Annotated in this window: 24 protein-coding genes; 8 read left to right on the forward strand and 16 right to left on the reverse strand. The window is 64.5% G+C overall.

The features are described 5' to 3' along the window. Positions 1-3: 3 nt before the first annotated feature. The 6 genes from GRI89_RS04375 to GRI89_RS04400 all read left to right on the forward strand — a co-directional run bounded on the left by GRI89_RS04375 (position 4) and on the right by GRI89_RS04400 (position 5,475). Positions 4-948 (forward strand): ABC transporter ATP-binding protein, encoded by a 945-nt coding sequence (locus GRI89_RS04375; protein ID WP_328598082.1) that lies wholly within the window; start codon positions 4-6, stop codon positions 946-948. Further along, the gene (locus tag GRI89_RS04380) at positions 945-1,712 is read left to right on the forward strand and encodes an ABC transporter permease (RefSeq protein ID WP_159792569.1); all 768 of its coding nucleotides are present in this window, start codon (positions 945-947) and stop codon (positions 1,710-1,712) included. The genes GRI89_RS04375 and GRI89_RS04380 overlap by 4 nt, the downstream gene beginning before the upstream one ends. A gap of 72 nt (positions 1,713-1,784) precedes the next feature. Further along, positions 1,785-2,684: a DUF481 domain-containing protein gene (locus GRI89_RS04385; RefSeq protein ID WP_328598083.1), complete on the forward strand. Its 900-nt coding sequence runs from the start codon at positions 1,785-1,787 to the stop codon at positions 2,682-2,684. A 6-nt stretch (positions 2,685-2,690) separates the two neighbouring features. Beyond that, positions 2,691-3,812 carry a tRNA guanosine(34) transglycosylase Tgt gene (gene tgt / locus GRI89_RS04390; RefSeq protein WP_159792573.1) on the forward strand — a complete coding sequence of 374 codons (1,122 nt, stop codon included), beginning with the start codon at positions 2,691-2,693 and terminating at the stop codon, positions 3,810-3,812. Between the two features lie 185 nt (positions 3,813-3,997). Further along, positions 3,998-4,939: a hypothetical protein gene (locus GRI89_RS04395; protein WP_159792575.1), complete on the forward strand. Its 942-nt coding sequence runs from the start codon at positions 3,998-4,000 to the stop codon at positions 4,937-4,939. Next, positions 4,936-5,475, forward strand: coding sequence for a hypothetical protein (locus GRI89_RS04400; protein WP_159792577.1), 540 nt, complete (start codon positions 4,936-4,938; stop codon positions 5,473-5,475). The genes GRI89_RS04395 and GRI89_RS04400 overlap by 4 nt, the downstream gene beginning before the upstream one ends. A 54-nt stretch (positions 5,476-5,529) precedes the next feature. Here GRI89_RS04400 and rpsD read toward each other — a convergent pair whose 3' ends face one another. From rpsD to rpiB, 7 genes are all read right to left on the reverse strand, one after another. Then, positions 5,530-6,144, reverse strand: a complete 615-nt coding sequence (gene rpsD, locus GRI89_RS04405) for a 30S ribosomal protein S4 (RefSeq protein WP_159792579.1) — start codon at positions 6,142-6,144, stop codon at positions 5,530-5,532. A gap of 176 nt (positions 6,145-6,320) precedes the next feature. Next, complete coding sequence (locus GRI89_RS04410; protein ID WP_159792581.1) at positions 6,321-6,596, reverse strand: hypothetical protein; 276 nt, start codon at positions 6,594-6,596, stop codon at positions 6,321-6,323. A gap of 129 nt (positions 6,597-6,725) precedes the next feature. Beyond that, the gene (locus GRI89_RS04415) at positions 6,726-7,460 is read right to left on the reverse strand and encodes an RNA methyltransferase (RefSeq protein ID WP_159792583.1); all 735 of its coding nucleotides are present in this window, start codon (positions 7,458-7,460) and stop codon (positions 6,726-6,728) included. Next, complete coding sequence (gene nrdR / locus GRI89_RS04420; RefSeq protein WP_159792585.1) at positions 7,460-7,921, reverse strand: transcriptional regulator NrdR; 462 nt, start codon at positions 7,919-7,921, stop codon at positions 7,460-7,462. Before nrdR ends, GRI89_RS04415 begins: the two co-directional genes overlap by 1 nt. A gap of 3 nt (positions 7,922-7,924) precedes the next feature. Next, a complete protein-coding gene (locus tag GRI89_RS04425; RefSeq protein WP_159792587.1) occupies positions 7,925-8,149 on the reverse strand; it encodes a hypothetical protein in 225 nt (74 codons plus the stop codon). Between the two features lie 4 nt (positions 8,150-8,153). Beyond that, a complete protein-coding gene (glyA, locus tag GRI89_RS04430) occupies positions 8,154-9,473 on the reverse strand; it encodes a serine hydroxymethyltransferase (protein ID WP_201290865.1) in 1,320 nt (439 codons plus the stop codon). A gap of 1 nt (position 9,474) precedes the next feature. Continuing rightward, positions 9,475-9,918 carry a ribose 5-phosphate isomerase B gene (gene rpiB, locus GRI89_RS04435; RefSeq protein WP_159792589.1) on the reverse strand — a complete coding sequence of 148 codons (444 nt, stop codon included), beginning with the start codon at positions 9,916-9,918 and terminating at the stop codon, positions 9,475-9,477. Between the two features lie 103 nt (positions 9,919-10,021). Here rpiB and GRI89_RS04440 point away from each other — a divergent pair, with 103 nt between their 5' ends. After that, positions 10,022-11,026, forward strand: coding sequence for an aldo/keto reductase (locus GRI89_RS04440; protein WP_159792591.1), 1,005 nt, complete (start codon positions 10,022-10,024; stop codon positions 11,024-11,026). A 1-nt stretch (position 11,027) separates the two neighbouring features. Here GRI89_RS04440 and GRI89_RS04445 read toward each other — a convergent pair whose 3' ends face one another. Genes GRI89_RS04445 through GRI89_RS04455 form a run of 3 tightly spaced genes read right to left on the reverse strand, consistent with a single transcriptional unit; the run spans position 11,028 to position 15,873 of the window. Then, positions 11,028-12,269: an MFS transporter gene (locus tag GRI89_RS04445; RefSeq protein ID WP_159792593.1), complete on the reverse strand. Its 1,242-nt coding sequence runs from the start codon at positions 12,267-12,269 to the stop codon at positions 11,028-11,030. Between the two features lie 56 nt (positions 12,270-12,325). Next, entirely contained in the window at positions 12,326-13,945 is a 1,620-nt protein-coding gene (locus GRI89_RS04450) for a GMC family oxidoreductase (protein ID WP_159792595.1), read from the reverse strand. Then, positions 13,942-15,873, reverse strand: a complete 1,932-nt coding sequence (locus tag GRI89_RS04455) for an outer membrane protein assembly factor BamB family protein (protein WP_159792597.1) — start codon at positions 15,871-15,873, stop codon at positions 13,942-13,944. The genes GRI89_RS04450 and GRI89_RS04455 overlap by 4 nt, the downstream gene beginning before the upstream one ends. Positions 15,874-16,058: 185 nt before the next feature. On the opposite strand from GRI89_RS04455, the gene GRI89_RS04460 reads away from it, so the two are divergent. After that, a complete protein-coding gene (locus GRI89_RS04460; RefSeq protein ID WP_159792599.1) occupies positions 16,059-16,907 on the forward strand; it encodes a hypothetical protein in 849 nt (282 codons plus the stop codon). 3 nt (positions 16,908-16,910) lie between these two features. Here GRI89_RS04460 and GRI89_RS04465 read toward each other — a convergent pair whose 3' ends face one another. From GRI89_RS04465 to GRI89_RS04490, 6 genes are all read right to left on the reverse strand, one after another. Then, positions 16,911-17,255, reverse strand: a complete 345-nt coding sequence (locus GRI89_RS04465; protein ID WP_159792601.1) for a response regulator — start codon at positions 17,253-17,255, stop codon at positions 16,911-16,913. Beyond that, the gene (locus tag GRI89_RS04470) at positions 17,252-18,694 is read right to left on the reverse strand and encodes a sensor histidine kinase (RefSeq protein WP_328598093.1); all 1,443 of its coding nucleotides are present in this window, start codon (positions 18,692-18,694) and stop codon (positions 17,252-17,254) included. Before GRI89_RS04470 ends, GRI89_RS04465 begins: the two co-directional genes overlap by 4 nt. A gap of 121 nt (positions 18,695-18,815) precedes the next feature. Continuing rightward, the gene (rpoD, locus tag GRI89_RS04475; RefSeq protein ID WP_159792603.1) at positions 18,816-20,879 is read right to left on the reverse strand and encodes an RNA polymerase sigma factor RpoD; all 2,064 of its coding nucleotides are present in this window, start codon (positions 20,877-20,879) and stop codon (positions 18,816-18,818) included. 8 nt (positions 20,880-20,887) lie between these two features. After that, complete coding sequence (gene dnaG / locus GRI89_RS04480) at positions 20,888-22,756, reverse strand: DNA primase (protein WP_159792605.1); 1,869 nt, start codon at positions 22,754-22,756, stop codon at positions 20,888-20,890. Positions 22,757-22,788: 32 nt separating this feature from the next. Beyond that, complete coding sequence (locus tag GRI89_RS04485) at positions 22,789-23,427, reverse strand: hypothetical protein (protein ID WP_328598084.1); 639 nt, start codon at positions 23,425-23,427, stop codon at positions 22,789-22,791. Beyond that, on the reverse strand, positions 23,424-23,876 hold the full coding sequence (locus GRI89_RS04490) for a GatB/YqeY domain-containing protein (RefSeq protein ID WP_159792607.1): 453 nt from the start codon (positions 23,874-23,876) through the stop codon (positions 23,424-23,426). Before GRI89_RS04490 ends, GRI89_RS04485 begins: the two co-directional genes overlap by 4 nt. Positions 23,877-24,007: the final 131 nt, after the last annotated feature.

Consider the following 24,007-nt stretch of genomic DNA (forward strand, 5'->3'; position numbering starts at 1 on the left):
CCGGTGACCGAACCGATCCTGGAAATTCGCGGACTGGCAAAGACCTACAAGGGCGGCGTCCGCGCACTCGACGGGGTCGACCTGGAGATTAGCAAGGGCGAGATTTTCGCGCTGCTCGGGCCCAACGGCGCGGGCAAGACCACGCTGATCGGTGCGGTTTGCGGCCTGCTCAATCCGACCGAGGGCACGATCAGCGCCTTCGGCCTGGATGCGCAGAGCCACTGGCGCGAGGTGCGCAAGCGCATCGGACTGGTGCCGCAGGAACTTTCCTTCGACATGTTCGAGAAGGTCGGCCGCGCCGTCGCCTATTCGCGCGGCATGTTCGGCAGCCCGGCGGACCCGGCGCGGATCGAGGAGGTCCTGCGCTCGCTCAGCCTGTGGCACAAGCGCGACAGCCGCATCCGCGACCTCTCGGGCGGGATGAAGCGCCGGGTGATGATCGCCAAGGCGCTGAGCCACGATCCCGACTTGCTGTTTCTCGACGAGCCCACCGCCGGCGTCGACGTCGAACTGCGCCGCGACATGTGGCGCCAGATCGACAAGCTGCGCAGCGAGGGCACGACGATCATCCTTACGACGCACTACATCGAGGAAGCCCAGGAAATGGCCGACCGCGTCGGTGTGATCAACAAGGGCAAGCTGCTGCTGGTCGACGGCAAGGACGCGATCATGGCGAAGCTGGGCCGCACGGCAGCGCATTTCACCTTCGATACGCCGCTCGAAGCCATCCCGGCCGGGTTGTCCGAATATCCGCTGTCGCTCGACAACGGCGGCACTACTCTGGTTTACCGAGGCGGCGACGGCACCGGTAGAGGCAAGCGCGAAGTCGCCGACCTCGCCCGTGCGCTCGTGGCCGAGGGCCTGCAGTTCACCGGCATCGAAACCACCGAATCGAGCCTCGAAGACATCTTCGTCGACCTTGTCGAAGGCCGGGAGCCCGCCGAATGAACGCCCGCGGCGCGCTCGCTATCCTTCGCAACGAGCTCTCGCGCTTCTTCCGCACGGCGTTCGGCTCGATCCTCTCGCCGGTGCTGACTACCTCGCTCTATCTCGTGGTGTTCGGCGCGGCGATCGGCAGCCGGATGGACCCGAGCCAGTTCGGCGGATCGTCCTACGGCGCGTTCATCGTGCCCGGACTGCTGATGCTGACGCTGCTCAGCGAGAGCACCTCGAATTCGAGCTTCGGCATCTACATGCCGCGCTTCACCGGCGCGATCTACGAACTGCTCAGCGCGCCTGTCGGGGTGGCGGAGACGTTGCTAGGATTCGTGGGAGCTGCGGTTCTCAAGTCCCTGATAATCTCGGGTATCATCATGGTCACGGCGCTGCTTTTCGTGGACTACACGATCGCCCACCCGATCCTCGCGTTCGGCTACATCATCCTCGTCGCTTCGGCCTTCTCGCTGTTCGGGTTCATCCTGGGCATCTGGGCCGACGGATTCGAGAAGCTGCAGATCGTGCCGCTGCTGATCCTCACGCCGCTCACCTTCCTCGGCGGCACGTTCTATTCGGTGAAGGTGCTCGCCGAACCGTGGCAGACGATTACCCAGTTCAATCCGATCTTCTACCTGATCAACGGCCTGCGCTGGACGTTCACCGGCTATTCCGACGTGCCGATCGGACTGGCGTTCGGGATGACGGTCGGCTTCATCGCGCTGTGTATCACCGTCATAGCGGTGATTTTCCGCACGGGGTGGCGACTTCGCGGCTGACACGCTAGCGGAGGGCGAATGATTATCCGACGGTCTGCCTATCTTGCCCTGATTGCAGGGCTTTTTCTTTCCGTGCCCGCGCACGCTGCCTTGCCCGACCCGGTCAAGGCAATGATCGAGGCCGCCATCGCCAAGGGCGACAAGAACAAGGTCGCCACGGTGATCGAGTTCGCCAAGGAGACCAATCCGGACGACGCCGCCGAAATCGACGCCTTGCAGCAGCAGTTCCTCGCCGACGTGGCTGAAAAGGAAAAGGCGCAGGCGCTGGCCAAGGAAGAGGCCATCCGCTCCGCCGGGGTGTTCGACAACTGGCATGGCAAGGGCGAAATCGGCGCCAACCAGGCTTCCGGCAACAGCCACGACGTCGGGTTCACCGGGGCAATCACGCTCGAGCGCGCAGGCATCGACTGGAAGCACAAGCTACGGCTGCGGGGTGATTACCAGCGCTCGAACGGAAGGACTTCGCGCGAACAACTGCTGTTCGCCTACGAACCGCAATACCGGCTTTCGCAGCGGGCCTTCGTCTACGGCCTGGCACAATGGGACCACGACGGACAGCAGGGCATCGACAGCCGCTACGCACTGTCGAGCGGGCTCGGCTACAAGGTGCTGGACCAACAGGCTGTCCAGCTGGCGATCAAGGCCGGTCCCGCCTTCCGTCGTACCGAATATTCGTCGGGCGAAGACGCAAGCACCCTCGCGGCCCTGTTCGCTTATGACTTCGGCTGGAAGATCAGCGATCGCCTGGCGTTCAACCAGAACAGCAACATGGTTGCCGGCGGCGGCAGCTCGGGGACGGTGTTCATCGATTCCCGCAGCACGACGTTCGACATCCTCAGCGGGCTCGAAGCGAAGATCAGCGACCGGCTGACCACGCGGCTGTCCTACGAGATCAAGTTCGATTCCAACCCGCAGCCGGGTAAGGAGAAGACCGACACGATCTCGCGCTTCACGATGGTCTACGGTTTCTAGGACGCCATGCCCCGTTTCGCATTCTCCATAGACGCCACCGACGGTAAGGCGCGAACCGGGCGCATCGCCATGCAGCGCGGCGAGATCCGCACGCCGGCGTTCATGCCGGTCGGCACGGCGGCGACGGTCAAGGCGATGAAGCCCGAAGCGGTGCGGGCGACCGGCGCCGACATCATTCTCGGCAACACCTACCACCTCATGCTGCGCCCCGGCGCCGAGCGGGTGGCGCAGCTTGGCGGGCTCCACAAGTTCATGAACTGGCCGCGCCCGATCCTCACCGACAGCGGCGGCTACCAGGTGATGAGCCTGTCCGAACTGCGCAAGCTGACCGAGCAGGGCGTCGAGTTCCGCAGCCACATCGACGGCTCGAAGCACATGCTGTCGCCCGAACGCTCGATGGAAATCCAGCGGCTGCTCGGCTCGGATATCGTCATGGCCTTCGACGAGTGCCCTCGCGCCGACCGTCCGCGCGACGAGATCGCCGCGAGCATGGAACTTTCCATGCGTTGGGCCCAGCGCAGCCGCGACGGGTTCGATGCGGGCGGGGCGCATGCCGAGGCGGCCGCGCTGTTCGGCATCCAGCAGGGCGCGCTCGATGCGGACCTGCGACGGATCTCGGCCGAAAAGCTCACCGAGATCGGCTTCGACGGCTATGCCATTGGCGGCCTCGCAGTGGGCGAGGGGCAAGAGGCGATGTTCGCCACGCTCGACTTCGCACCCGCGATGCTGCCGGAGAACGCGCCACGTTACCTGATGGGCGTGGGCAAGCCCGACGACCTCGTCGGCGCGGTCGAGCGCGGGGTCGACATGTTCGATTGCGTCCTGCCGACCCGTTCGGGCCGCAACGGGCAGGCCTTCACCTGGAACGGGCCGCTCAACTTGCGCAACGCGCGGCACGCTGAGGACAGCGATCCGCTAGACGACCGCTGTCCGTGCGATGCCTGCGGCAGTTACTCGCGGGCCTACCTGCACCACCTCGTCAAGAGCGGCGAGATGCTCAGTGCCATGCTGCTGACCGAGCACAATCTGACGTTTTACCAGCAACTGATGCAGGCGATGCGCGAGGCGATTGCGGAAGGGACGTTTGCGGCATTTGCCGAGCAGTTCCGGGGGGATTACCTGGGCTGACAAAGGCTGGGCAAACTTGCCGAGGGCCTCAAGTGCTTCGTGCTGCTCCGATACGTCCGTGGGGTTTGGTTCACCTAATCCACTGGACTCGCTACCTTTCATGTGAAAGCATCCACTGCTTTCATGGAAGGTCTTGGGGGTCGGAAATGGCGAAAAGGCATCGGATTCTAGTTACCTGCGCCTGTGTGATTTCGCTGGCTGCGGTCACCGCCTGCACCGCGCTTCCAGATACAAGCGGCTACACCCTCGCCAGCTACCAGCTGAACTCCTCCGCCGCAGCAGCCGGCAAGGCGGTCGATAACGAGTTCGATCGGATGACCGGCCTGCTCCCCGAGGGAAGGCAGCAACAAGCGCGGGACGCAAAGGGTCGCTTTGACGTCGCGTGGGGTTCGACCACGAAATCGATGGGTGGCCTCGCTCGATACGCGGAGTCGATCGAGGAACTCACCGATGCGGGGAATACGGGCAAGGAAGGCGCGCAAGGCGTGTTTCAGAGCCTGTCCACACTGGCCAATGCGGTCGGGATACTGCCCGGTGGCGCGGTGGTTGGCGTGGTCGGGGACACCCTTGCGCTGGCCAACAGCGCCATCGCCAACGTACGGGCAGCCAACTCGCTGGAAAAGTCGCTCACGGCCGCCGATCCGTTGATCGCGGACATTTCGACCGTCGTTGCGAAGCAGGTTGATACCGCGCGTGCCCAGTTCGATGCCGCCTTGACCGTGCAGGAAGGCTCGCTCGAATTCAGCGTGCAGGACATCTCGCCGACCGACGAGAGGCTCGCCGAACAGGAGAAGAACGTGGCGGCCAGGCTCGCAGCGCTGAGCGGCGACACCGCGCGGGAGGCCGAGCGCAAGGCGGTTGCGGCGGAACTCGAACGTATCCGCGCCGGCCGGGAGGCGCTAGCCCCGCGTATGACCGCTTATCACGGGGCAATGGATGCACTCGAAGCTCGAAAGCGCGCCGGACACGACTTGTTTGACGCCACCAAGCAAGCGCTTGCCGAGTGGCGCGAAAGCCATGCCAAGGTGGTCCGCGCGGTAAACGAGCGGAAGCCCGTCAGCTTCGCTTCGCTGATGGCGGCGAGCGAGGAAATCAAGGAACTCAGCAAGAGGTGGCGTGAGCTATGAGCACGATAACCGGTCCTGCCGCGGCGAAAGACGCACTCATCGATCTCATCGTCGAAATCAGGCAGGAACTCGCGACCGGGCAGGCAACTGGTTCTGCTGCCTACGCACTGGCGGTGGCGACCGCGCAAGGCAAGCTGCGGGCGTTTTTCAAATCGACCGAGCCCGCCGATCCCACCGATGCAGCCGAAGTCGCCGCCGTGAAGGCGATCGACGATGTGGCGTTCGACCTGTTCCTTCAGCTCAGCCTCGACACGATAGACTCGAATAACGCGAGGCTCGAGGCCGGGGCTGCAAGGCTGGCGACACTCGCGGGACAACTCGCGGGTGTCACTGCGGACACGCAGCACGCCGCTGCATCGGTGGCGCTGAAACCGGTCAAGGACGCGCTCGATTCGATGACCGCGATGGTCGCCACGATCAAGGCGCTGAAGGCCAACCTCAATGCCGCCAAGCCCGACGAGGCCGAGGTGCTGGCCGAGATCGACAAGCTCGTCGAACAGTTCGAAACGCTCAGGGACGCCGTCACCGCGGCCTGAATCGAAAAGGGCGGCCCCGCGGGACCGCCCTTTCGTGTTCGGTTCTCGACCGGATCAGCGCGAGTAGAACTCGACGACCAGGTTCGGTTCCATCGTTACAGGGTAGGGCACTTCGTCGAGCGTCGGGACGCGGGTGAAGGTGACCTTGTCGGTGCCGTCGGCCGAGACGTAGTCGGGGATCTCGCGCTCGGGCAGGCCCTGAGCTTCGATCACCAGCGCCATTTCCTTGGCCTTGTTGCCCAGGCTGATGACGTCGCCGACCGCGATGCGGCGGCTCGCGATGTTGCACTTCACGCCGTTGACGCGGATGTGGCCGTGGTTGACGATCTGGCGCGCGGCGAAGATCGTCGGGGCGAACTTGGCGCGGTAGACGACCATGTCGAGGCGCTGCTCGAGCAGGCCGATCAGGTTCTGGCCGGTGTCGCCCTTCATGCGGCTCGCGTCCTTGTAGGTCGCCTTGAACTGCTTCTCGGTGACGTCCCCGTAGTAGCCCTTGAGCTTCTGCTTGGCGCGCAGCTGCAGGCCGAAGTCGCTCATCTTGCCCTTGCGGCGCTGGCCGTGCTGGCCGGGACCGTAGGACCGCTTGTTGACCGGGGAGTTCGGACGACCCCAGATGTTTTCGCCCATCCGGCGGTCGAGTTTGTACTTGGCGCTCTTGCGCTTCGACATGCGTCGTATCCTTCAACTTGCTGGATCGCCCCAGTGGCGACCATTCAACCCGGCATCGCACCGCCGGACCTGTTGTCCGACGCGGCCACCGCTTCACCGGGATGCGGAGCCAATTGCGAGCGGCGCCATTGGCCGCTCGGCTTCAGATTGTCAAGCTCGGGAAACCGCTCGGGAGATCAGCCCGGGCCGCCGGCCTGGCCGGCACCGCCGTTGGTCTGACCCTGGCGGTTGGAATAGCGATCGAGGTTGTTCTGGGTCTGCGCCTGGTATTCGCGCCATTCCGCCTCGGTCTTGCAGACGCGGTTCTTGCGAATGCGCGAACCGGTTGCACCGTCGGTCTTGCAGATCAGCTTTTCCTTGGCGTCCTTGCCGGACTCGTCGTCCGCTGCGCCGACGGGCGTCGCAACGACTGCCATGCCGAGCGCGGCAACGATAAACAACTTGGCCTTCATTGTGCCCTCCTAACTTCGGGGGTGGCCGTAGCGCAGCGAGGAGCGCAAGGCCAGCACACAGGCCCAATTGTTACAATTTGCGATGAACCTGAACTGACTGCTTTCCATCAGTATTTGCGAATACTTCGGTCAGTCGCCGTTTTGCTCTTTTCGACCCAGTGCAGACAATACGCCGCGCAGGGTGCGTACCTCGAGATGGTTCCAGCCAGGCTTGGTCAACAATCCACGCAGCGTTCGGCGGGTGGCAGCCGCCCGGCTCGGGGGACGGAAATAGCCGGCCGGTTCGAGCAGTTCCTCGAAATGACCGATCAGGCCTTCGAGCTCTTCCTGCGGCGCGGGCGGGAGCAACTCTTCCGCGGTGGGCTGGGCGAGGACGTGATGCTTGGACCACTCGTAGGCGCACAGGATCACCGCCTGGGCAAGGTTGAGCGAGCCGAACTCGGGGTTGATCGGTACGGTGACGATAGCCCGGGCAAGGGCGACGTCTTCGGTCTCCAGCCCCGAACGCTCCGGTCCGAACAGGATCGCGCTGCGCCTTTGGGAGCGGTTGGCGATTTCACGCGCCGCTTCCTCGGGATTCAGCACCGGCTTGGTGACTCCGCGCTTGCGGACGGTGGTGGCGTAGACATGCGCGCAGTCGGACACGGCCTCGGCGACAGAAGCGAAGACCTGCGCCTTCTCAAGCACGATGTCGGCTCCGCTTGCGGCCGGTCCCGCAGCAGGGTTGGGCCAACCGTCGCGCGGTTCGACCAGGCGCATCTCCGTGAGCCCGAAGTTGAGCATCGCCCGGGCCGCCTTGCCGATATTCTCGCCCAGTTGCGGTCGGACGAGCACGATGACCGGGACATTAGCCATGTCAGACATCAACCCGGTCCGACATCGCGCACGCTGCTGGCGAATTCCTCGAAGTCGCGCGCCTCGCCGAAATCGCGATAGACGCTGGCGAAGCGTATGTACGCGACGGAATCGAGCTGGCGCAGCCCGTCCATCACCATTTCGCCGACTCTGGCGGAGGGAATTTCGGCGTCGCCCATGGTTTCGACTTGGCGCTGGATGCCGGACACGAGCTGATCGATGCGTTCCTGTTCGACCCCGCGTTTACGGCAGGCGAGGGCGACCGACTGTTCGATCTTACCGCGATCGAATGGCTCGCGTTTGCCGCCAGCCTTGACCACGGTGACCTCTCGCAACTGGACGCGTTCGAAGGTCGTGAAGCGCCCGCCGCAGCTTTCGCACTGGCGGCGACGGCGGATCGCGGTGTTGTCCTCGGTGGGCCGCGAATCCTTTACCTGGCTGTCGTCATGGGCACAGAACGGGCAGCGCATGCCTTACGGGCGCAGTCTCTTGTAGAGCATGAACCCGGCACCGGCGACGAGGCCGATGGGCCAGGTCACGACAGGCAGCAGTCCAGCCGCAAGCGCACCAACGGCAGCGCCGGCCAGCACCGGTTTGGTCGAGGGGTGATGCATGCCTTCCTTGGCCATGCCCTTGATCTCTTCGCCGGCCTGGCTGAGCAGGTCGTCGTTGCGGGGCGGCAGGTTCGGATCGGTCATCGGACTATCTCCCGGGATAAACGGGGAAGGCGGAGCAAAGCTCGCTCACCCGGCGGCGGACGCTTTCTTCTACCTGAGCATCGCCTTCTTCGCCATTCTTCGAAAGCCCTTCGACGACTTCTGCAATCAGTCCGCCGATTTTCCTGAACTCGGCCGGTCCAAAGCCGCGCGTCGTGCCGGCCGGGGTGCCGAGCCGCACGCCCGAGGTTACGAACGGGCTGCGGGTATCGAACGGTATGCCGTTCTTGTTGCAGGTCAGCCATGCACGGTCGAGACCGGTCTCGGCGGCCTTGCCGGTTACGTCCTTCGGCGTCAGGTCGACCAGCATCAGGTGATTGTCGGTCCCACCCGAGACGATCCTGAGGCCGGCTTCGGCGAGGCTGGAGGCCAGCGCCTTGGCATTTTCGGCAATGCTCGCGGCGTATGTCTTGAACTCGGGCCGCAGCGCTTCGCCGAAGGCGACCGCCTTGCCTGCGATCACATGGACCAGCGGACCGCCTTGAAGGCCAGGGAACACCGCCATGTTGAGCGGCTTCGACAGTTCCTCGTCGTTCCACAGGATCACGCCCGAGCGCGGCCCGCGCAGGCTCTTGTGGGTGGTGGTGGTCACGACATGGGCATGCGGGATCGGCGAGGGATGCACGCCGCCGGCAACGAGCCCGGCAAAGTGCGACATGTCGGCCAGCAGGTAGGCGCCAACCTCGTCGGCAATCTCGCGGAAGGCGGCGAAATCCCAATGGCGCGGGTAGGCGGTCGCGCCAGCGATGATCAGCTTCGGCTTGTGCTCGTGCGCCAGACGGCGGATCTCGTCCATGTCGAGCCGCTGGTCGTCGCGCCGCACGCCGTAGGGCACGCAGTTGAACCACTTGCCGCTCATGTTCACAGGCGAACCGTGGGTCAGGTGCCCGCCGCTGGCGAGGTCGAGGCCCATGAAGGTGTCGCCCGGGTTCATCAGCGCGAGGAACACCGCCTGGTTCATCTGGCTGCCCGAATTGGGCTGCACGTTGGCGAACTGGCAGCCGAACAGCTTCTTGGCGCGTTCGATCGCGAGCGTTTCGACCACGTCGGCGTATTCGCAGCCGCCGTAGTAACGGCGGCCCGGATAGCCCTCGGCGTACTTGTTGGTGAACACCGAGCCAGTCGCTTCGAGCACGGCAGGGCTGGTGATGTTCTCGCTGGCGATCAGCTCGATGCGGTCGCGTTGGCGACCAAGCTCGTTGCGGATCGCGGCAAATACCTCGGGATCGGCCTCCTCGAGCGTATCGTGCCAGAAATGGCGCAGGACCTCGGACTGGTCGTGCATGGGGGCTTCGGCGGTGCTCATCTCAGGCATCCTGCGAGGTCTTGGACAATTTTTCGACGCGGCCGCAGTGGCGGCCCCCGCCGAAAGGCGTTTCGAGGAAGGCAGTGACGCAGGCCTTGGCCATGTCGAGACCGATCAGCCGCGCGCCCATGGCTATCGCGTTGGCGTCGTTATGTTCGCGGCACAGCTTGGCCGAGAGCGGCTCGGACACCAGTGCACAGCGGACAGCCGGGTTGCGATTGACGGCAATGGAAATGCCGATGCCGGAACCACAGAGGGCAATGCCCCGCTCAGCGCTGCCGGATGCAACGGCGTCTGCCAGCTTGTAACCGTAGTCGGGGTAATCGACGCTTTCGGCCGTGTGCGGGCCGAGGTCGGCGACCTCGTGTCCTTCGGCGGTCAGCCATTCGGCAAGCGCCGCCTTGAGGTCGAGCGCCGCGTGATCGGAGGCGATGGCGATCTTCATGGCTGGCCACATAGTGATTCGCGAGCATCACCGCCACCGCAAACGGGCTTTGTCCCCCGACAGGTGCACTATAGGGTGCTGCCAGCAAGTGAGAGGACGATCGATGGACTACCGCTATCTCGGGAAAAGTGCGCTCAAGGTCTCGCCGTTGTGCCTCGGCACGATGATGTTCGGCGGTGCGACCGACGAGGCGGTGGCCAAGCGGATTCTCGACAAGGCGAGGGGGCAGGGGATCAATTTCCTCGACACCGCCGACCTCTACAATGCCGGGGCCTGCGAGGAAGTAGTCGGGCGCTGTATCGCCGGCAATCGCCATCATTGGGTCGTCGCGACCAAGTTCGGCTACAACATGAGCGGCGAACCCAATGAGGGCGGGCAGTCGCGCAAGTGGATATTCCAGGACGTCGAAGACAGCCTGCGCCGCCTCGGCACGGACTTCATCGACATCCTGTACTTCCACCGCTCCGACCCCGGCGCGCCGTTCGATGAGCCGCTGCGCGCGATCCGCGATCTGATGGCGCAGGGCAAGATGCGCTATTACGGCGTTTCGAACTTCAAAGGCTGGCGTATCGCCGAAGTCTGCAAGACCGCCGACGCCTTGGGAATGGATCGCCCGGTGTGCAGCCAGCCGCTCTACAACATCGTCGACCGGCTATCCGAGGTCGAACAACTCCCGGCGGCAGGCAACTACGGGGTGGGCGTGGTGCCCTACAGCCCGCTCGCCCGCGGCGTCCTCTCGGGCAAATACGATCCGGGCAAGGACCCGCCCCCCGACACCCGCGCCGGACGCGGCGATGTGCGCATCAAGCAGACCGAGTGGCGCGAGGAATCGCTGCACATCGCCCAGCAGATCGCGGCGCGGGCGAAGGACAAGGGCATTTCGACCGTCGCCTTCGCGATAGCCTGGGTACTGAGGAACCGCTTTGTCTCGTCCGCTATCGTCGGCCCGCGTACCGAGGAGCAGTGGGACGCATACCTGCCCGCGCTCGATGCCGTACTCGACGCCGATGACGAAGCCTTCATCGACGCCCTCGTGCCTCCGGGCCATGCCTCGACGCCGGGGTATACCGATCCGATGTATCCGATCGAGGGACGCGCCTTGCGCTAGGTCAGGCGCTTGCGCGCCTCGCGAGTACAGCAGGGGCGGTTTCCTTGAGGCCCAGCGTCAGCAGGCAGAACAGCGCGCCGGCACCGGCGAGAATCCATGGCAGGATGCCCAGGCCGAAACGGTCGGCGGCCATTCCGACTACCACCGGCATCAACCCCGCTCCGAGTATCTCGCCCACGCCCGCGTTGAAGCCCATGGCCGTGCCCCGGAGGTGCGACGGAGCGGACTCGCCGGGAATGATCGCCATGATCAACGCCCCGGTACCGGCTCCACCGGCTCCCGCGATCAGCGTTCCGGCGAAGACCATCGATTGCGAGCCGTTCGACAGTGCCATCATTAGCGCACCGACAATGGCAATTGCGTAGGCGCCGAAGATCACCGGCTTGCGGCCGTAGCGATCCGAAAGCATCGGACCGATGAAGGCGCACACGACGCCGACGACGCCGACCCCCGTAACCGCCGCCCCCATCGTCACGTTGTCCATCCCGGCAACGTTGACGAGGTAGAGCGGGCCGAACCCGAGCAGCGAGGCGTAACAGGTCATGTTGAGCGCCGCGAGAAGCACGGAAAAGCGGATGTTGCGAACTTTGAGCAACGGTCCGATTGCGCCTTTCGGCGTGTCGTCGGTCCGCTCGTGCGGCGGATTGCGGATGAGGAACCAGATCAACGCGGCCATGACGAGGCCGGGGACACCCGCCACCCAGAAGGCCTCGCGCCAGCCCCACGCGGTGCCGACGCCGACGATGACGAGCGGCCCGAGCAACGGAATCGCCTGTAGGCCGATGGTCGACGTCATGCCGACCGCCAGACCACGCCGCTCGGGCGGTACTTCGCTGGTCACGATGTGGAAGGTGAGCGGCGGCAGTCCACCTTCCGCAAAACCCATCAGCAGGCGAGCAGCCATCATGGTGAGGAAGCCGAGCGCCAGGCCCGAACTGATCGAGGCGAGCGAGAAGACCACAGTCGCGCAAACCAGCAGCAGCTTGGCCTTGCCTGTAATGTCGGCGGCACGGGGCAGGGCGAAACTCGAAATGGCCCAACCGATCGCCAGAACGCCCGTGATCATGCCGACCTGCGCATTGTCGAGCCCGAATTCTGGCTGGATCATCGGCGCGAGCAGTCCGAACGCGGTTCGGTCGAGGAAGACGATCCCGATGTTCACGCCGAGCAAGCCGACCAGCAAGGCCTGATAGCGTGCGCTCGGAGCGGCAGCGCTCATTCCGGTGTCCACGGCTGTGGCCATGATCCCTCTCCTCTATCCCCGGCACATGCGTATCACGGGGCCGCATATTGCGCGCGTCAAAAATGAGAGGGTGGCAATTCCGAGATCGGCAGTTGGCGTCCTCGAATGAGGTCCGCGGCCTTTTCGCCGATCATGATGCACGGCAGGTTGGTGTTCCCCGAGGTGATCATGGGCATGATCGAGGCGTCGGCAATGCGCAGGCCGTCAATTCCTCTAACCCGCAATTCGCCATCGACCACTGCATCCTCGCCCACGCCCATGCGGCAGGTTCCGACCGGATGCGAACGGGTCGCGCCGTTGCGACGGATATATTCGGCTAGATCTTGGGTGCCGTCTCCGGGACGGACTTCGTGGACGATCAGGCGGGCGAGAGGTTCCTGCGCGTAGAGTTCGCGGCTCAGTTCCATGGCGCGAACCATCGCCGCGAGGTCGTCCGGCTCGGAGAACATGTTGAACTGGATGCGGGGCGGATCGCGCGGATCGGGCGAACGCAGCCTTACCCACCCTCGCGACTTGGGCTGCAGGAACCCGCAGCGCGCCGAGAGCCGAGCGGGGAATGCGCTTTGCACACCGGGCAGCCACATCCGTGCATCGCCGCTCATCGGCAGGCACATCATCTGCACGTCGGGCCGGTCGAGCCCCGGAAGTGTGCGCACGAAGAGATTGGCGAGCGTACCTGTCTGGGCGAACGGCCCGTCGTGCCGTGCAAACCAGCGTGCCGCCGCCTGCGCCGCGCGGTCGAGCCGCAAGTGGCGAGTCAGGCCGAGATCATCGCGAAGTTCGTACTCGTTGATGATGTTGGGATGTTCGATGAGGTTGCGACCGACTCCCGACAAATCGTGAACCGGCGTGATGTCGGAAGCTCGTAGTTCATCCGCTGGCCCGATGCCCGACAGGAGCAGCAGTTGTGGCGTATTTATCGCCCCGCCGCAGGCGATGATCTCACGTTCCGCCCGTGCGACGCTGGCGGTGCCGTATTCAACTGCAACTGCACGGCCCTTCTCGACAACAATACGGCGGGCGAGGGCACCGGTCCGGATCGTCAGATTGCGCTTCCCTGCGATCGGGCGCAGGTAGACCCGCGCCGTGCTCGAACGCACGCCGCCGCCGACCGTCGCTTCCATCCGGCAGATGCCGTCCTGCTCGGCGGCATTGGGATCGTCATTGAAGGCAATGCCCGCAGCCTCTGCCGCTGCCATGGTCTGGTCCCACATCAGGTCCGGACCGGCAACCGGCTCGATCCGCACCGGGCCATCGCCGCCATGCCATTCGCTCGCCCCGCGCCAGTGGCTTTCGAGCCGCCGGAAGTAGGGCAGAACTTCTTCGTAGCTCCATCCCGGAAGGCCCATGCCCGCCCAGTCGTCGTAGTCGCGCCGGTTGCCGCGGATCGCGATCATGGCGTTGATCGAGGACGTGCCGCCAAGCGTGCGCCCGCGTGGGACAGGTAGGTTACGGCCGTACAATTCAGGCTCGGGCTCGCTCACGTATTGCCAGGTCCCGATCGACCCCATCGCCACGCGCGGAAAGGCCAGAGGCATCAACTGCAGCGGATGCCGGTCCGGCGGTCCGGCCTCGAGCAGCAGGACGGTGACCTCGGGGTCCTCGCTAAGACGCGCCGCGAGCGGCGCTCCGGACGAGCCCGAACCGATGACGATGTAGTCAAATTTCTCGGTCAATTGACGCCGAACACCAGCATCACGTTGCCCGGCATCTTGCCGAGGCCGCCGTATCCGGAATTGACGATCAGCTGGCCGTCGTGGGCAATAGGCGCCGATCCGCCGCTGATCGAACCGCCATTCGCCGTGTCGCCGTTGACCGCCTCGAACGGCCGGTCGGTGTCGAAATCCCACAGCAAGCTGCCGTCGGCGACGTCGTAGATTCGCATGTGTCCGTCGGTCGATCCGGCAAAGACGAGCTGGTCGGTAACGGTGATCGCTCCACCATAGCCCGGGTGGCACAGTGGCTTGTCGCCACACACATCCTCCGGGGCGGTACGCCACACTTCATCGCCGGTTGCGACGTCGAGCGCGTGGATGCCTGGCGCCGCCTCTGCTTTGTGTTCGTAGCCGTCGGGAAAGTCGCTGATCGGGACGAAGACCTTTCCGCTCGCAGTGGCAATGCCGAAGTGGACCCCGCCGAGCGCGCCGCCGCGACCTGCGCGATGCTGCCAGACCAGCTTGCCGCTGTCCGGATCGACCGCATAGACGATTCCCGACTTCTGCCCGGCGAGGACGTAATCCTTCCCTGCTGCGTCGTGTCCCATCACTGCGGCGGCGCCGAAGTCGAAGTCCGGCCCGCTGTCCTCGGGGCAGTTGGGCCCTTCGGCCCAGCCACAGGCGACGTTCCAGACGTCACCCTTGGTCGCCTGGTAGTGCCAGCGCACGTGGCCATCGGCCATGTCGAGCGCGACGATCGAATCGCTCATCGGCGAGGCGGGCGGTGAATAGTTGTCGCCGGTTACTACGTAGACTTGGCCGCGTTTGGCATCGACCAGCGGTGTAGCCCAGATCGCCGCGCCGGATGGGGCGAAGTGACGGACCCCGGCCGAGTTGTGGCCTGCGGGGACCGGCGGATCGGTCATGTATGCGCGCCACTTCTCCGCGCCGGTTTTCGCATCGAGCGCCACGAGCGAACCACGGAAGGTGCAACAGGCGTAGCCGGGAGCCGCGGCAGCCGGTTCCTCGAGCGAGGAGACCGGGACGTAGAGAACGCCACTCTGCAGGGCGAACGAGGCTGTCAGCGTGGCGTTGGGATGCGGGTCCATCCGCACGCGCCACATCTCCGCCCCGGTTTCGGCGGCAAGGGCATAGGCGTTGCCAAGAACGTCGCCGAAATAGAGCCGGGGCGCACCGGTATTGGGGGAGTCATAGACGATCCCCATTCGCACAGCGCCCTGCGCGTGGAAGACCCAGTGCGCGCACCCCGTCGCCGGATCGAGCGCATAGACCGTGCCATCGTCACCGCCCACAAACATGGCACCTCCGGCGAGCGTGGGCTGCGAACGGGCGTAGAGAACGCTCGGAAAGGCGAGGGCCCACTTGAGCTTGAGCTGCCCGATGTTCGAGCGGTTCAACCCTGCGATCGCAGTGCTGGTGGCGTGGCTGTTGTCGCTATCGAAACCCCAACCTTGCAGCGCCGACGCGCGCGAAGGATCGAACCAACCGCCGGTCCTCTGGCACATCAACGGGGGCTTCTCGTTTCCTCCACTGCCGAGGGCACGGCCGGTGAGGAACTCGGCCACGGCGACTTTCTGTTCTTCCGAAAGCCCGCTCGCCTGCTGCTGCATTCGGCCCGAGACCAGCGCGCGATGAATCGCATCGGGCGAGAGCAGGCCGAGCATGAAAGCGGGCGGAGCGCGGTCGACGCCGCCGTCATGGCATGCGGCACAATCCTGGACGTAGGACTTCTGTCCGAGCTGGGCCGAGGTTTCGCTCACCGTGTCGTGGCGCTTGAGGATGTCGGCGATCTGCTGTGCGCGCTCGGCCGTCGCATCTACGTCGGGCTGTTGCGCCATCGCCGGTTCCGCGAGTGGCAGTGCAAATAGAAAGAGGATCGCAAAGAACGCGAGAACCTGCAGAGCCTTGCCCGTCATCATCGGCCGCATCCAATCCCTCCCAAAGTCGCGCCCGGTCCGGATATGCACGCCTGCCTCACCTTGCTCAATCGTCAAGGCGCCAGTGCAAGTTGCGACGGGGAGATACACTTTGCGCCAAATTTTACCTCGACCGGCACATTGCTGCGACAGCCGCGGCCTACCCCGTTAGCATTGCAGGAATAGGAGTGGATGAAATGCGCAAGGCATTCACGGTTTCGATCCTTGGCGGGGCGGCAATGATCGCGGCGTGCTCTGCGAGTGCGGGAACGGCGGCGCAGCCCGCTCTCGAAAAGTTTTCCGGTATCTGGGAAGTCAGCCCACCCGGTCCGGGGCCCGGTGGTCCCGGACCTGGGGACGACCGCCGCGGCCCGCCACCGGGCCAGTTCGGGCTGAGAGGGCCGCCTCCGGGCCCGGCCGGAGCAGGAGGACCGGCGCCAGGACTGGGGCCGGACGACGATAGGAAAGAGCTAGGAGGCCCCGACATTGAAGGCCTCGATCGCGCCGACCGCATGACCTACCGGCGGATGACACCGGCTGGGAAAGCGGCCTTCGAGGCAATGGACCCGCATGACCTGCCGGCCAACAACTGCAAGTCGAACGGACTGCCGTCGCTGGTCGGGATTCCAGACGTCCAGCAATGGACCTTCGACGGCGACGTACTCACGATCCACTATGCCGACTTCAACACCCGGCGCACGATCAATCTCGGCGACAACGCGCCCAAGGACGACAGCCACACGATGTACGGCCACTCGGTCGGCAGCTTCAGGGACGGTGTCCTGACGGTGACCACCACCGGCTACACCGCAACGCCGGGCGGATTGGGACGCAATGCCCCCGGCAGCGCCTCGCGCAGCACTGTTGAAACGTACCGCCTATCGGCTGACGGAAAGTCGGTGACCGGCCAACTCACCATCCACGATCCGGAATACCTGACCGGCGATTTGACCGCACCTATCGCGTTCGGCCGGGCCAACGACGTCACCTCGATCGAGGAAGTCCCGTGCGACGTCGAAGCGTCGCAGCGCTATCTGGACAAGTGACAGTTATCCGGCGAGCCCGCTTTCGATGTCTTTCAATGCGTAAGGCTTGGTGATTGTCGGGACGCTCTCGAATCCTTCGGGATGCAGGGCGTCCCCATAGCCGCTGGCGAAGATGAACCTGATGCCCTGGGCCATGAGTGCCTCGGCCACCGGGTAGGTCTTTTCGCCGTGTACGTTGACGTCAAGGATGGCGGCATCGATCGAATGTTTGGAAAGCGCCGTCATCGCACCTGCAATCGTGTTGGTGATGACGGGCTTCCCGCCCGCGTCCAACACCAGGTCCTCCAACAAGAGACCGATGATCGGCTCGTCCTCCACGATCAGGACTGTCTGGCCCGCGATGCTCAAACTACGACGCCTTTCTGTCGGGATACGATATGGCAATGCAGCCCTTCGGGACGGAAATCGAGGGTGACGGAACCGCCCTGGTTCCCGGTCAGGCCCCGCTCGATCAATCGTGTGCCAAATCCCTTCCGGGCGGGAGGGATCACCGGTGGACCGTCGCGCTCGCGCCAGTCGATGGTGACGATGGTTTCGTCATCTTCGAGATCGAGAGTCCAGCTGACGTCAACGTGTCCCTTTTCGTTCGAAAGGGCGCCGTACTTGATCGCGTTGGTCGAAAGTTCATGCAGCGTCATCGCCAGGGCGACTGCCGCCTGCGGTTGAAGAGTGGCGTCGGGGCCACCGATCGCAAATCGTGCGATATCCGCCCCAGCACTCGCCTCGATCGAACTGTGCACGGTTTCCTTGAGGGTGGCGGCCTCCCAATTGCCTTGCGTCAGCAGGCTGTGCGCAGCCGCCAGCGCCGCGAGGCGGGCATCGAAAGTGGAACGTGCTCCTTCGGCACCCTCGATCCGCTTGAAGGACTGGACGGCGAGTCCCTGGACGATGGCCAGCGTGTTCTTCACCCGGTGGTTGAGTTCGTTGATCAGCAGCTTCTGTGCTTCGGCGGCCTGGACTTCTTCGGTGACGTCGTGGCCCTGGACGAAGATTCCGGTAGCCGTTCCGCCGCTGGCAAACAGGGGCTGGTAAATGAAGTCGAGGTAACGCAGCTCATCCCGGTTTTCGGCCTCGTTCTTAAGGACGACCTTTACTCCGCGACCGAAGTAGGGAGTTCCGCTCGCGTAGACCGTGTCGAGCAGGTCGACGAAGCCCTGGCCAACCACTTCGGGCAGCGCCTCGGCAACGGTCTTGCCAATGACTTCCTCCTTGGAGATCAGGCGAAGGTAGGCGTCGTTGGCCAGGACGAAGTAATGCTCCGGCCCTTCAAGGAGCGCCATGAAACCGGGAGCCTGCTCGAACATGGACCGGAGCCGGTCGGCTTCCTCGCTAAGTCCGAGGTTTCGCGCTTGTACCGCGCTGGCCCGCTCAACCAGTCCCTGCTCGTCGCGAATCCGGCGCAGGCTGTGCAGTTCGGTCACGTTGACGGTGTGCTGCAGGATGAAGGCCACTGAGCCGTCCTCATTCAAAAGCGGCGTGTGCGTCGCACTCCAGTAATGCTCTTCGATGCCCCCATCCCGATTTGGAATGTCGTAGCGGATCAAGGCAAGTTCATCGGTCTCGCTACTGGCGAGGACCCGCTCGAGCGAGCTGCGCAGGAGACGGTGGCTCTCTGACTTCGGGTCGCTCGGAAATGCGGCGAACATGTTCTGCCCGATCAGGTCCTCGCGGGTACGCATGGTCACTTTGAGATAGGCATCGTTCATCCAGACCAGGACAAAGTCCGGATCGAGCACAACGTATGGATTGGGGGAGCGCGAGAAGAGCGTCTCGAAATCGATATTGATGGGATTATCCCCCTGCGAACCCGATGCGGGATGGACCGCCCGCGCACGATGAAACCGAGAAACCCCTATCGGGTTCCCGGTTTCACCAACGTGCAGGAGAAATGGTCTTCAGCCGCCCCGATTACTGATCGAGGAAACTCCGCATCTTGCGGCTTCGGCTCGGGTGCTTGAGCTTGCGCAGGGCCTTGGCCTCGATCTGGCGGATACGTTCGCGGGTGACCGAGAACTGCTGCCCGACCTCTTCGAGCGTGTGATCGGTGTTCATGCCGATGCCGAAGCGCATCCGCAGCACGCGTTCCTCACGCGGGGTGAGTGAGGCGAGGACGCGGGTGACGGTTTCCTTGAGGTTCGCCTGGATCGCGGCATCGACCGGGATGACGGCGTTCTTATCTTCAATAAAATCGCCCAAATGACTGTCTTCCTCGTCGCCGATCGGCGTTTCGAGGGAGATCGGCTCCTTGGCGATCTTCATCACCTTGCGGACCTTTTCGAGCGGCATCGACAGGCGCTCGGCCATTTCCTCGGGCGTGGGCTCGCGGCCCTGCTCGTGGAGGAACTGGCGGCTCGTGCGGACCAGCTTGTTGATCGTCTCGATCATGTGGACCGGGATGCGGATCGTGCGGGCCTGGTCGGCGATTGAGCGGGTAATCGCCTGCCGGATCCACCACGTGGCGTAAGTGCTGAACTTGTAGCCGCGGCGGTACTCGAACTTGTCGACCGCCTTCATCAGGCCGATGTTGCCTTCCTGGATCAGGTCGAGGAACTGCAGGCCGCGGTTGGTGTACTTCTTGGCGATCGAGATCACGAGCCGCAGGTTAGCCTCGACCATTTCCTTCTTGGCGATGCGCGCCTCGCGCTCGCCCTTCTGGACCATGTTCACGATCCGACGGAACTCGTTGAGGCTCATGCCGGTCTGGCTGGCGATGTCGGCGATCTCGGCGCGGATGCGCTCGACCGTGTCGGCTTCCTTCTCGGCGAAGGCGGCCCACTTCTTGTCCTTCTTCGCCATCGCGGCGAGCCAGGCTTCGTCGAGCTCGTTGCCGACGTACTCGTTGAGGAAGTCGAGGCGCTTGACCTTGTGACGCTCCGCCAGGCGCAGCATCTGCCCGCCGAGCGCGGTCAGGCGCCGGTTAAAGGCGTAAAGGTTGTCCACGAGGTATTCGATCTTGGTCGCGTGGAACTGGACCGCTTCGACTTCGGCGGTCAGCTCTTCGCGCAGCTCTTCGTACTTCTTCTCCTTGGCGGCGCCGAATTCCTCGCCGCGGCCGAGCACGTCGACGCGCTCGCCCTGGATCTTCTCGAACTTCTTGAACAGCTTGGTGATGCGGTCGAAGCGCTCGAGGGCGTCCGGCTTGAGGGCCGCCTCCATCTGAGCGAGCGACATGGTGTTGTCTTCTTCGTCGTCTTCCTCGCGGCGGCGCGACGAGCCGCCTTCGCCGTCCTCGTCGTCCTCGTCGTTCTCTTCCTCGTGATCCTCGACCTCGTCATCCTCGCGGATGGTCGGGCCGGCGGTCGCTTCGGAGATCTCGCCGTCGTCGTCGTCCTCGGCACCCTCCTCCATCTTGTCGACAGGGGGCTCCTTGGAAAGCATGGCGTCGAGATCGAGGATCTCGCGCAGCTGCATTTCCTCGTTGTTGAGCGCTTCGGACCACATGATGATGGCGTGGAAGGTGATCGGGCTCTCGCACAGGCCCATGATCATCGTGTCGCGACCGGCCTCGATGCGCTTCGCGATGGCGATTTCGCCCTCGCGGCTGAGCAGTTCGACGGCGCCCATCTCGCGCAGGTACATGCGCACCGGGTCGTCGGTCCGCTCGGTCGTCGCGGCCTTCTTCTTTTCGGGGACGTTCTGGTTGGCCTTGGGGCCATCGTCGTCATCGTCATCGTCCGCCGAGTTGATCTCGTCGGGACCGTCGCCGGACTCGTCGTCCTCTTCCTGCGCGTCCTCGTCGCTCTCGACGACGTTCACGCCCATCTCGGAGATCGCCGACATCACGTCCTCGATCTGCTCGGAAGACAGTTCGTCCTCCGGCAGGGCCGCGTTGAGCTCGTCTACGGTAATGTAGCCCTTGCGCTTCGCCTTCGAGATGAGCTTCTTGATCGAAGCCTCGTTGAGGTCGATCAGGGGTGCATCGTCGTTGCCGCTGTCGCTGCCATTGCCCTTGGTCGTGTCGTCCGACGCCATTGCTTCCATTATTCCGTTTCTTGTTCGCCGACAGCCCTTTCGGCCTGTCCGTCGTTATTGGTGTCTGCCGGTCCGGCGGCGCGTTTGCGGGCCATTTGCCCGAGTCGCGACTCGATTTCCAGCTTTCGTTCGCGCAAGCGTTGTTGCTCGGCGAATGCGCCTTCCGGATCGGAGTCGAAACGTGCCGTCGCCTCGGCAATAGCCGCCTCGAGCGCCGGCCTTTCGACCAGCAAGGCAACCGCCTCGGCCAGGTCCTCGCGCGCGGCGTCCGGATCGGAACCTTCCATCAGGAAGGAGAAGCGGGCTTTATCCGGCGTCGGCGCGACGTCCTCGGAACGTGATATGGTATCGCCGCGCCCGGCTTCAAGCGCCTCGGAAACATCGAAAAGGAATTCGATCGCCGGCTTCGTGTCGGGCAGGGCGCGGGCGAGCCGGGCGAGGGCCTCGGCATGCCGGGCGATTTCGCGCGGGTGCCGGGCGAGGCCCGAAAGGACGGCGCGGGTGAACTTGTCGCGCGACTGGCCCGTGACCCGGCGCAACGCGCTGGTGTCGGAGCGGGCGGCAGGTGCCGGCTGGCGTCCAGTGGTAAACTTGCGCGGCTGGAACTCGCGTTTCGGGAAAGCGAAGGCCGAGTAGCGGTCGAGCAGCTCGCGGCGATAGAGCGCGCGGATATCCTGGTCGGCGATGCTTTCCGCATGGTCGATCAGGCGCTGCTTGAGCCCCGCCTTGTCCTCGGGCGAGTTGAGCGGCTGGGCATCGCGCTCGTAATTCCACAGCATGTCGAGCAGGCTTGTCGGCTTCTCGAGCAGTCGCTCCATTGCTGCCTTGCCCTTCTGGCGCACGAGGTCGTCGGGATCGAGACCGGCGGGCAGCGTCACGAAGGCAAGCGAATGGCCGGGGCGGAGCATGGGCAGGGCGCGGGTGGCGGCACGAATGGCGGCACGCTGTCCCGCCGCATCGCCATCGAAGCAAAGCAGGGGCGCGTCGACGAGACGCCATAGCAGCTCGATCTGGTTCTCGGTCAGCGCGGTGCCCATTGGCGCCACGGCTTCTTCGATTCCGGCAGCGGCGAGGGCGATGACGTCCATGTACCCTTCGACCACGACGATCCGGTGGGTCTGGCGCGAGGCCGGCCCGGCGCGGTGCAGGTTGTAAAGGGTGTGCCCCTTGTCGAACAGGACAGTTTCCGGTGAATTCAAGTATTTGGGGGCGTCAGTTTTCGAATTGTCGAGGATGCGTCCGGCGAAACCGACGATCCGCCCGCGGATATCGTGGATTGGCAGCATCAGGCGAGCCCGGAAACGGTCGTAGGGCTCCTTGCCCTCGACCTCGATCCGCAGGCCCGTCTCGAGCAGCATGGCGTCATCGTACTGCGCCAGGGCCTTCTTGAGCGCGCCGCGGTCGTCCGGAGCCAGTCCGAATCCGAACTTTCGTGCCGTCGAAGCGTCGAGTCCGCGCTTGGACAGGTATTCCCGAGCGCTCTTACCTTCGTCCGACAAGAGATTGTTTTCAAACCATTCCTGTGCCGACGTCATGACGTCACCTAGCGTGGTTCGACGTTCCGCGCGGGCGGCTTCGCGGGGATCGGGCTGCGGAACCTCCATGCCCGCCTGAGACGCCAGTTCCTTGACGGCATCCATGAACGACAGCCCGCGCTGGTCGGTCATCCAGCGAATGACGTCGCCATGCGCACCGCAACCGAAGCAGTGGTAGAAGCCCTTTTCGTCGCTGACGGTGAAGCTTGGCGTCTTCTCGTTGTGGAACGGGCAGCACGCCTTCCACTCGCGCCCGGCCCGCTGCAGCTTGGTCGTGCGCATGATGACGCTGGACAGCGTCACCCGGTCGCGCAGTTCGTCGAGCCATTGCGGGGAGAGCATGCGCCGACCTTACAGGCTGGGGCTTCCAGGGGCTAGCGCGCGGGCGTTTCCTCCACCGGCTTTTCCTTCGGCGGGAAGGGACCGGTGCCGAGCGCTGTCGTGCCGTCAGCCTCGAACTGGTAGGCGATTTGTTCCCCTTCGGGCGGCAGCTTCGACTGCCAGTAGAATGTGATGGTCTCGCCCGCCTTCCAGCCATCGCCGCCGATCACTCGCCATACGAGCGCACCATTGTCGGAAGCGACGTCGATCTTGCCGTCCTGGCCCAGCGCCGCAGCCGCTTCGGCCATGTCGTAGCCGACAAGGTTGGCGAAGCCCGCCGCCGGGCGCGCGGTGCGGAACAGGGTGGCGCCCGCCACGCCCTTCGCGGGGGTCACGCGGTGGACGTAGGTTAGGACCGTGTCCGCCGGGAATTCGGCAGGTTTGCATTCGTCCATGCCTTCCGGGCAGGCGACGTAGCTCGTCACTTCGGCGAGCTCCTGCCCGTCGAGCGCAAACTTGCTCGCGGCTTCGTCACCGACCTTTGCGCCCAGCACCAGGTCGGCGAAGTCGCCCGGGACGAGCGTCTTGGGTTTGTCCGGTGTCGGGGTGATGGTCGGTGTCGGCGTGGGTTCGGGTTCGGCCGAACACGCCGCCAGCGCAATGTACGCTATGGCGGCGAGGGTAGCTCTCACTGCAGCGCTTCCTTCACCCAGCCGCTGGCCCGGCCCATGTCGAGCACCGTGCCGTGGCGCGCCTTGAGCTCGCCCATCACGCGGCCCATGTCCTTCATGCCCTCGGCGCCGAGTTCGGCCTTGATCGCGGCGATTGCCGCCTTCGTCTCGTCCTCGCCCATCTGGATCGGGAGGAATTCCTCGATCACGGCCAGCTCGCCCTTTTCGACGTCGGCCAGTTCCTGCCGGCCGCCGCTTTCGTACATCTCGATCGATTCGCGGCGCTGCTTGGCCATCTTCTGCAGGACTTCGGTGACGAGGGCGTCGTCCTCGACCGGCTTGGAGCTGGTGCGCAGCTCGATATCGCGGTCCTTGACCTTGGCGAGGATCAGGCGGACGGCGGCGAGGCGGTCCTTCTCTCCGGCCTTCATGGCCGAAATCTGTGCCTGCTTGAGGTCGTCGCGAAGCATTGGAAGAGTCTTTCTGTCTATGGTTACGGGTAGATATCCAATTAGCGGGATAATTCACGCTTGGACAGGTTGACGCGAGGCTGGCGCGTCTCTAGCGGCAACGACTTAGCACACATCGCCGGAAACCCCTG

It is taken from the genome of Croceibacterium salegens (genome assembly GCF_009827435.1).
GTDB lineage: Bacteria > Pseudomonadota > Alphaproteobacteria > Sphingomonadales > Sphingomonadaceae > Croceibacterium_B > Croceibacterium_B salegens.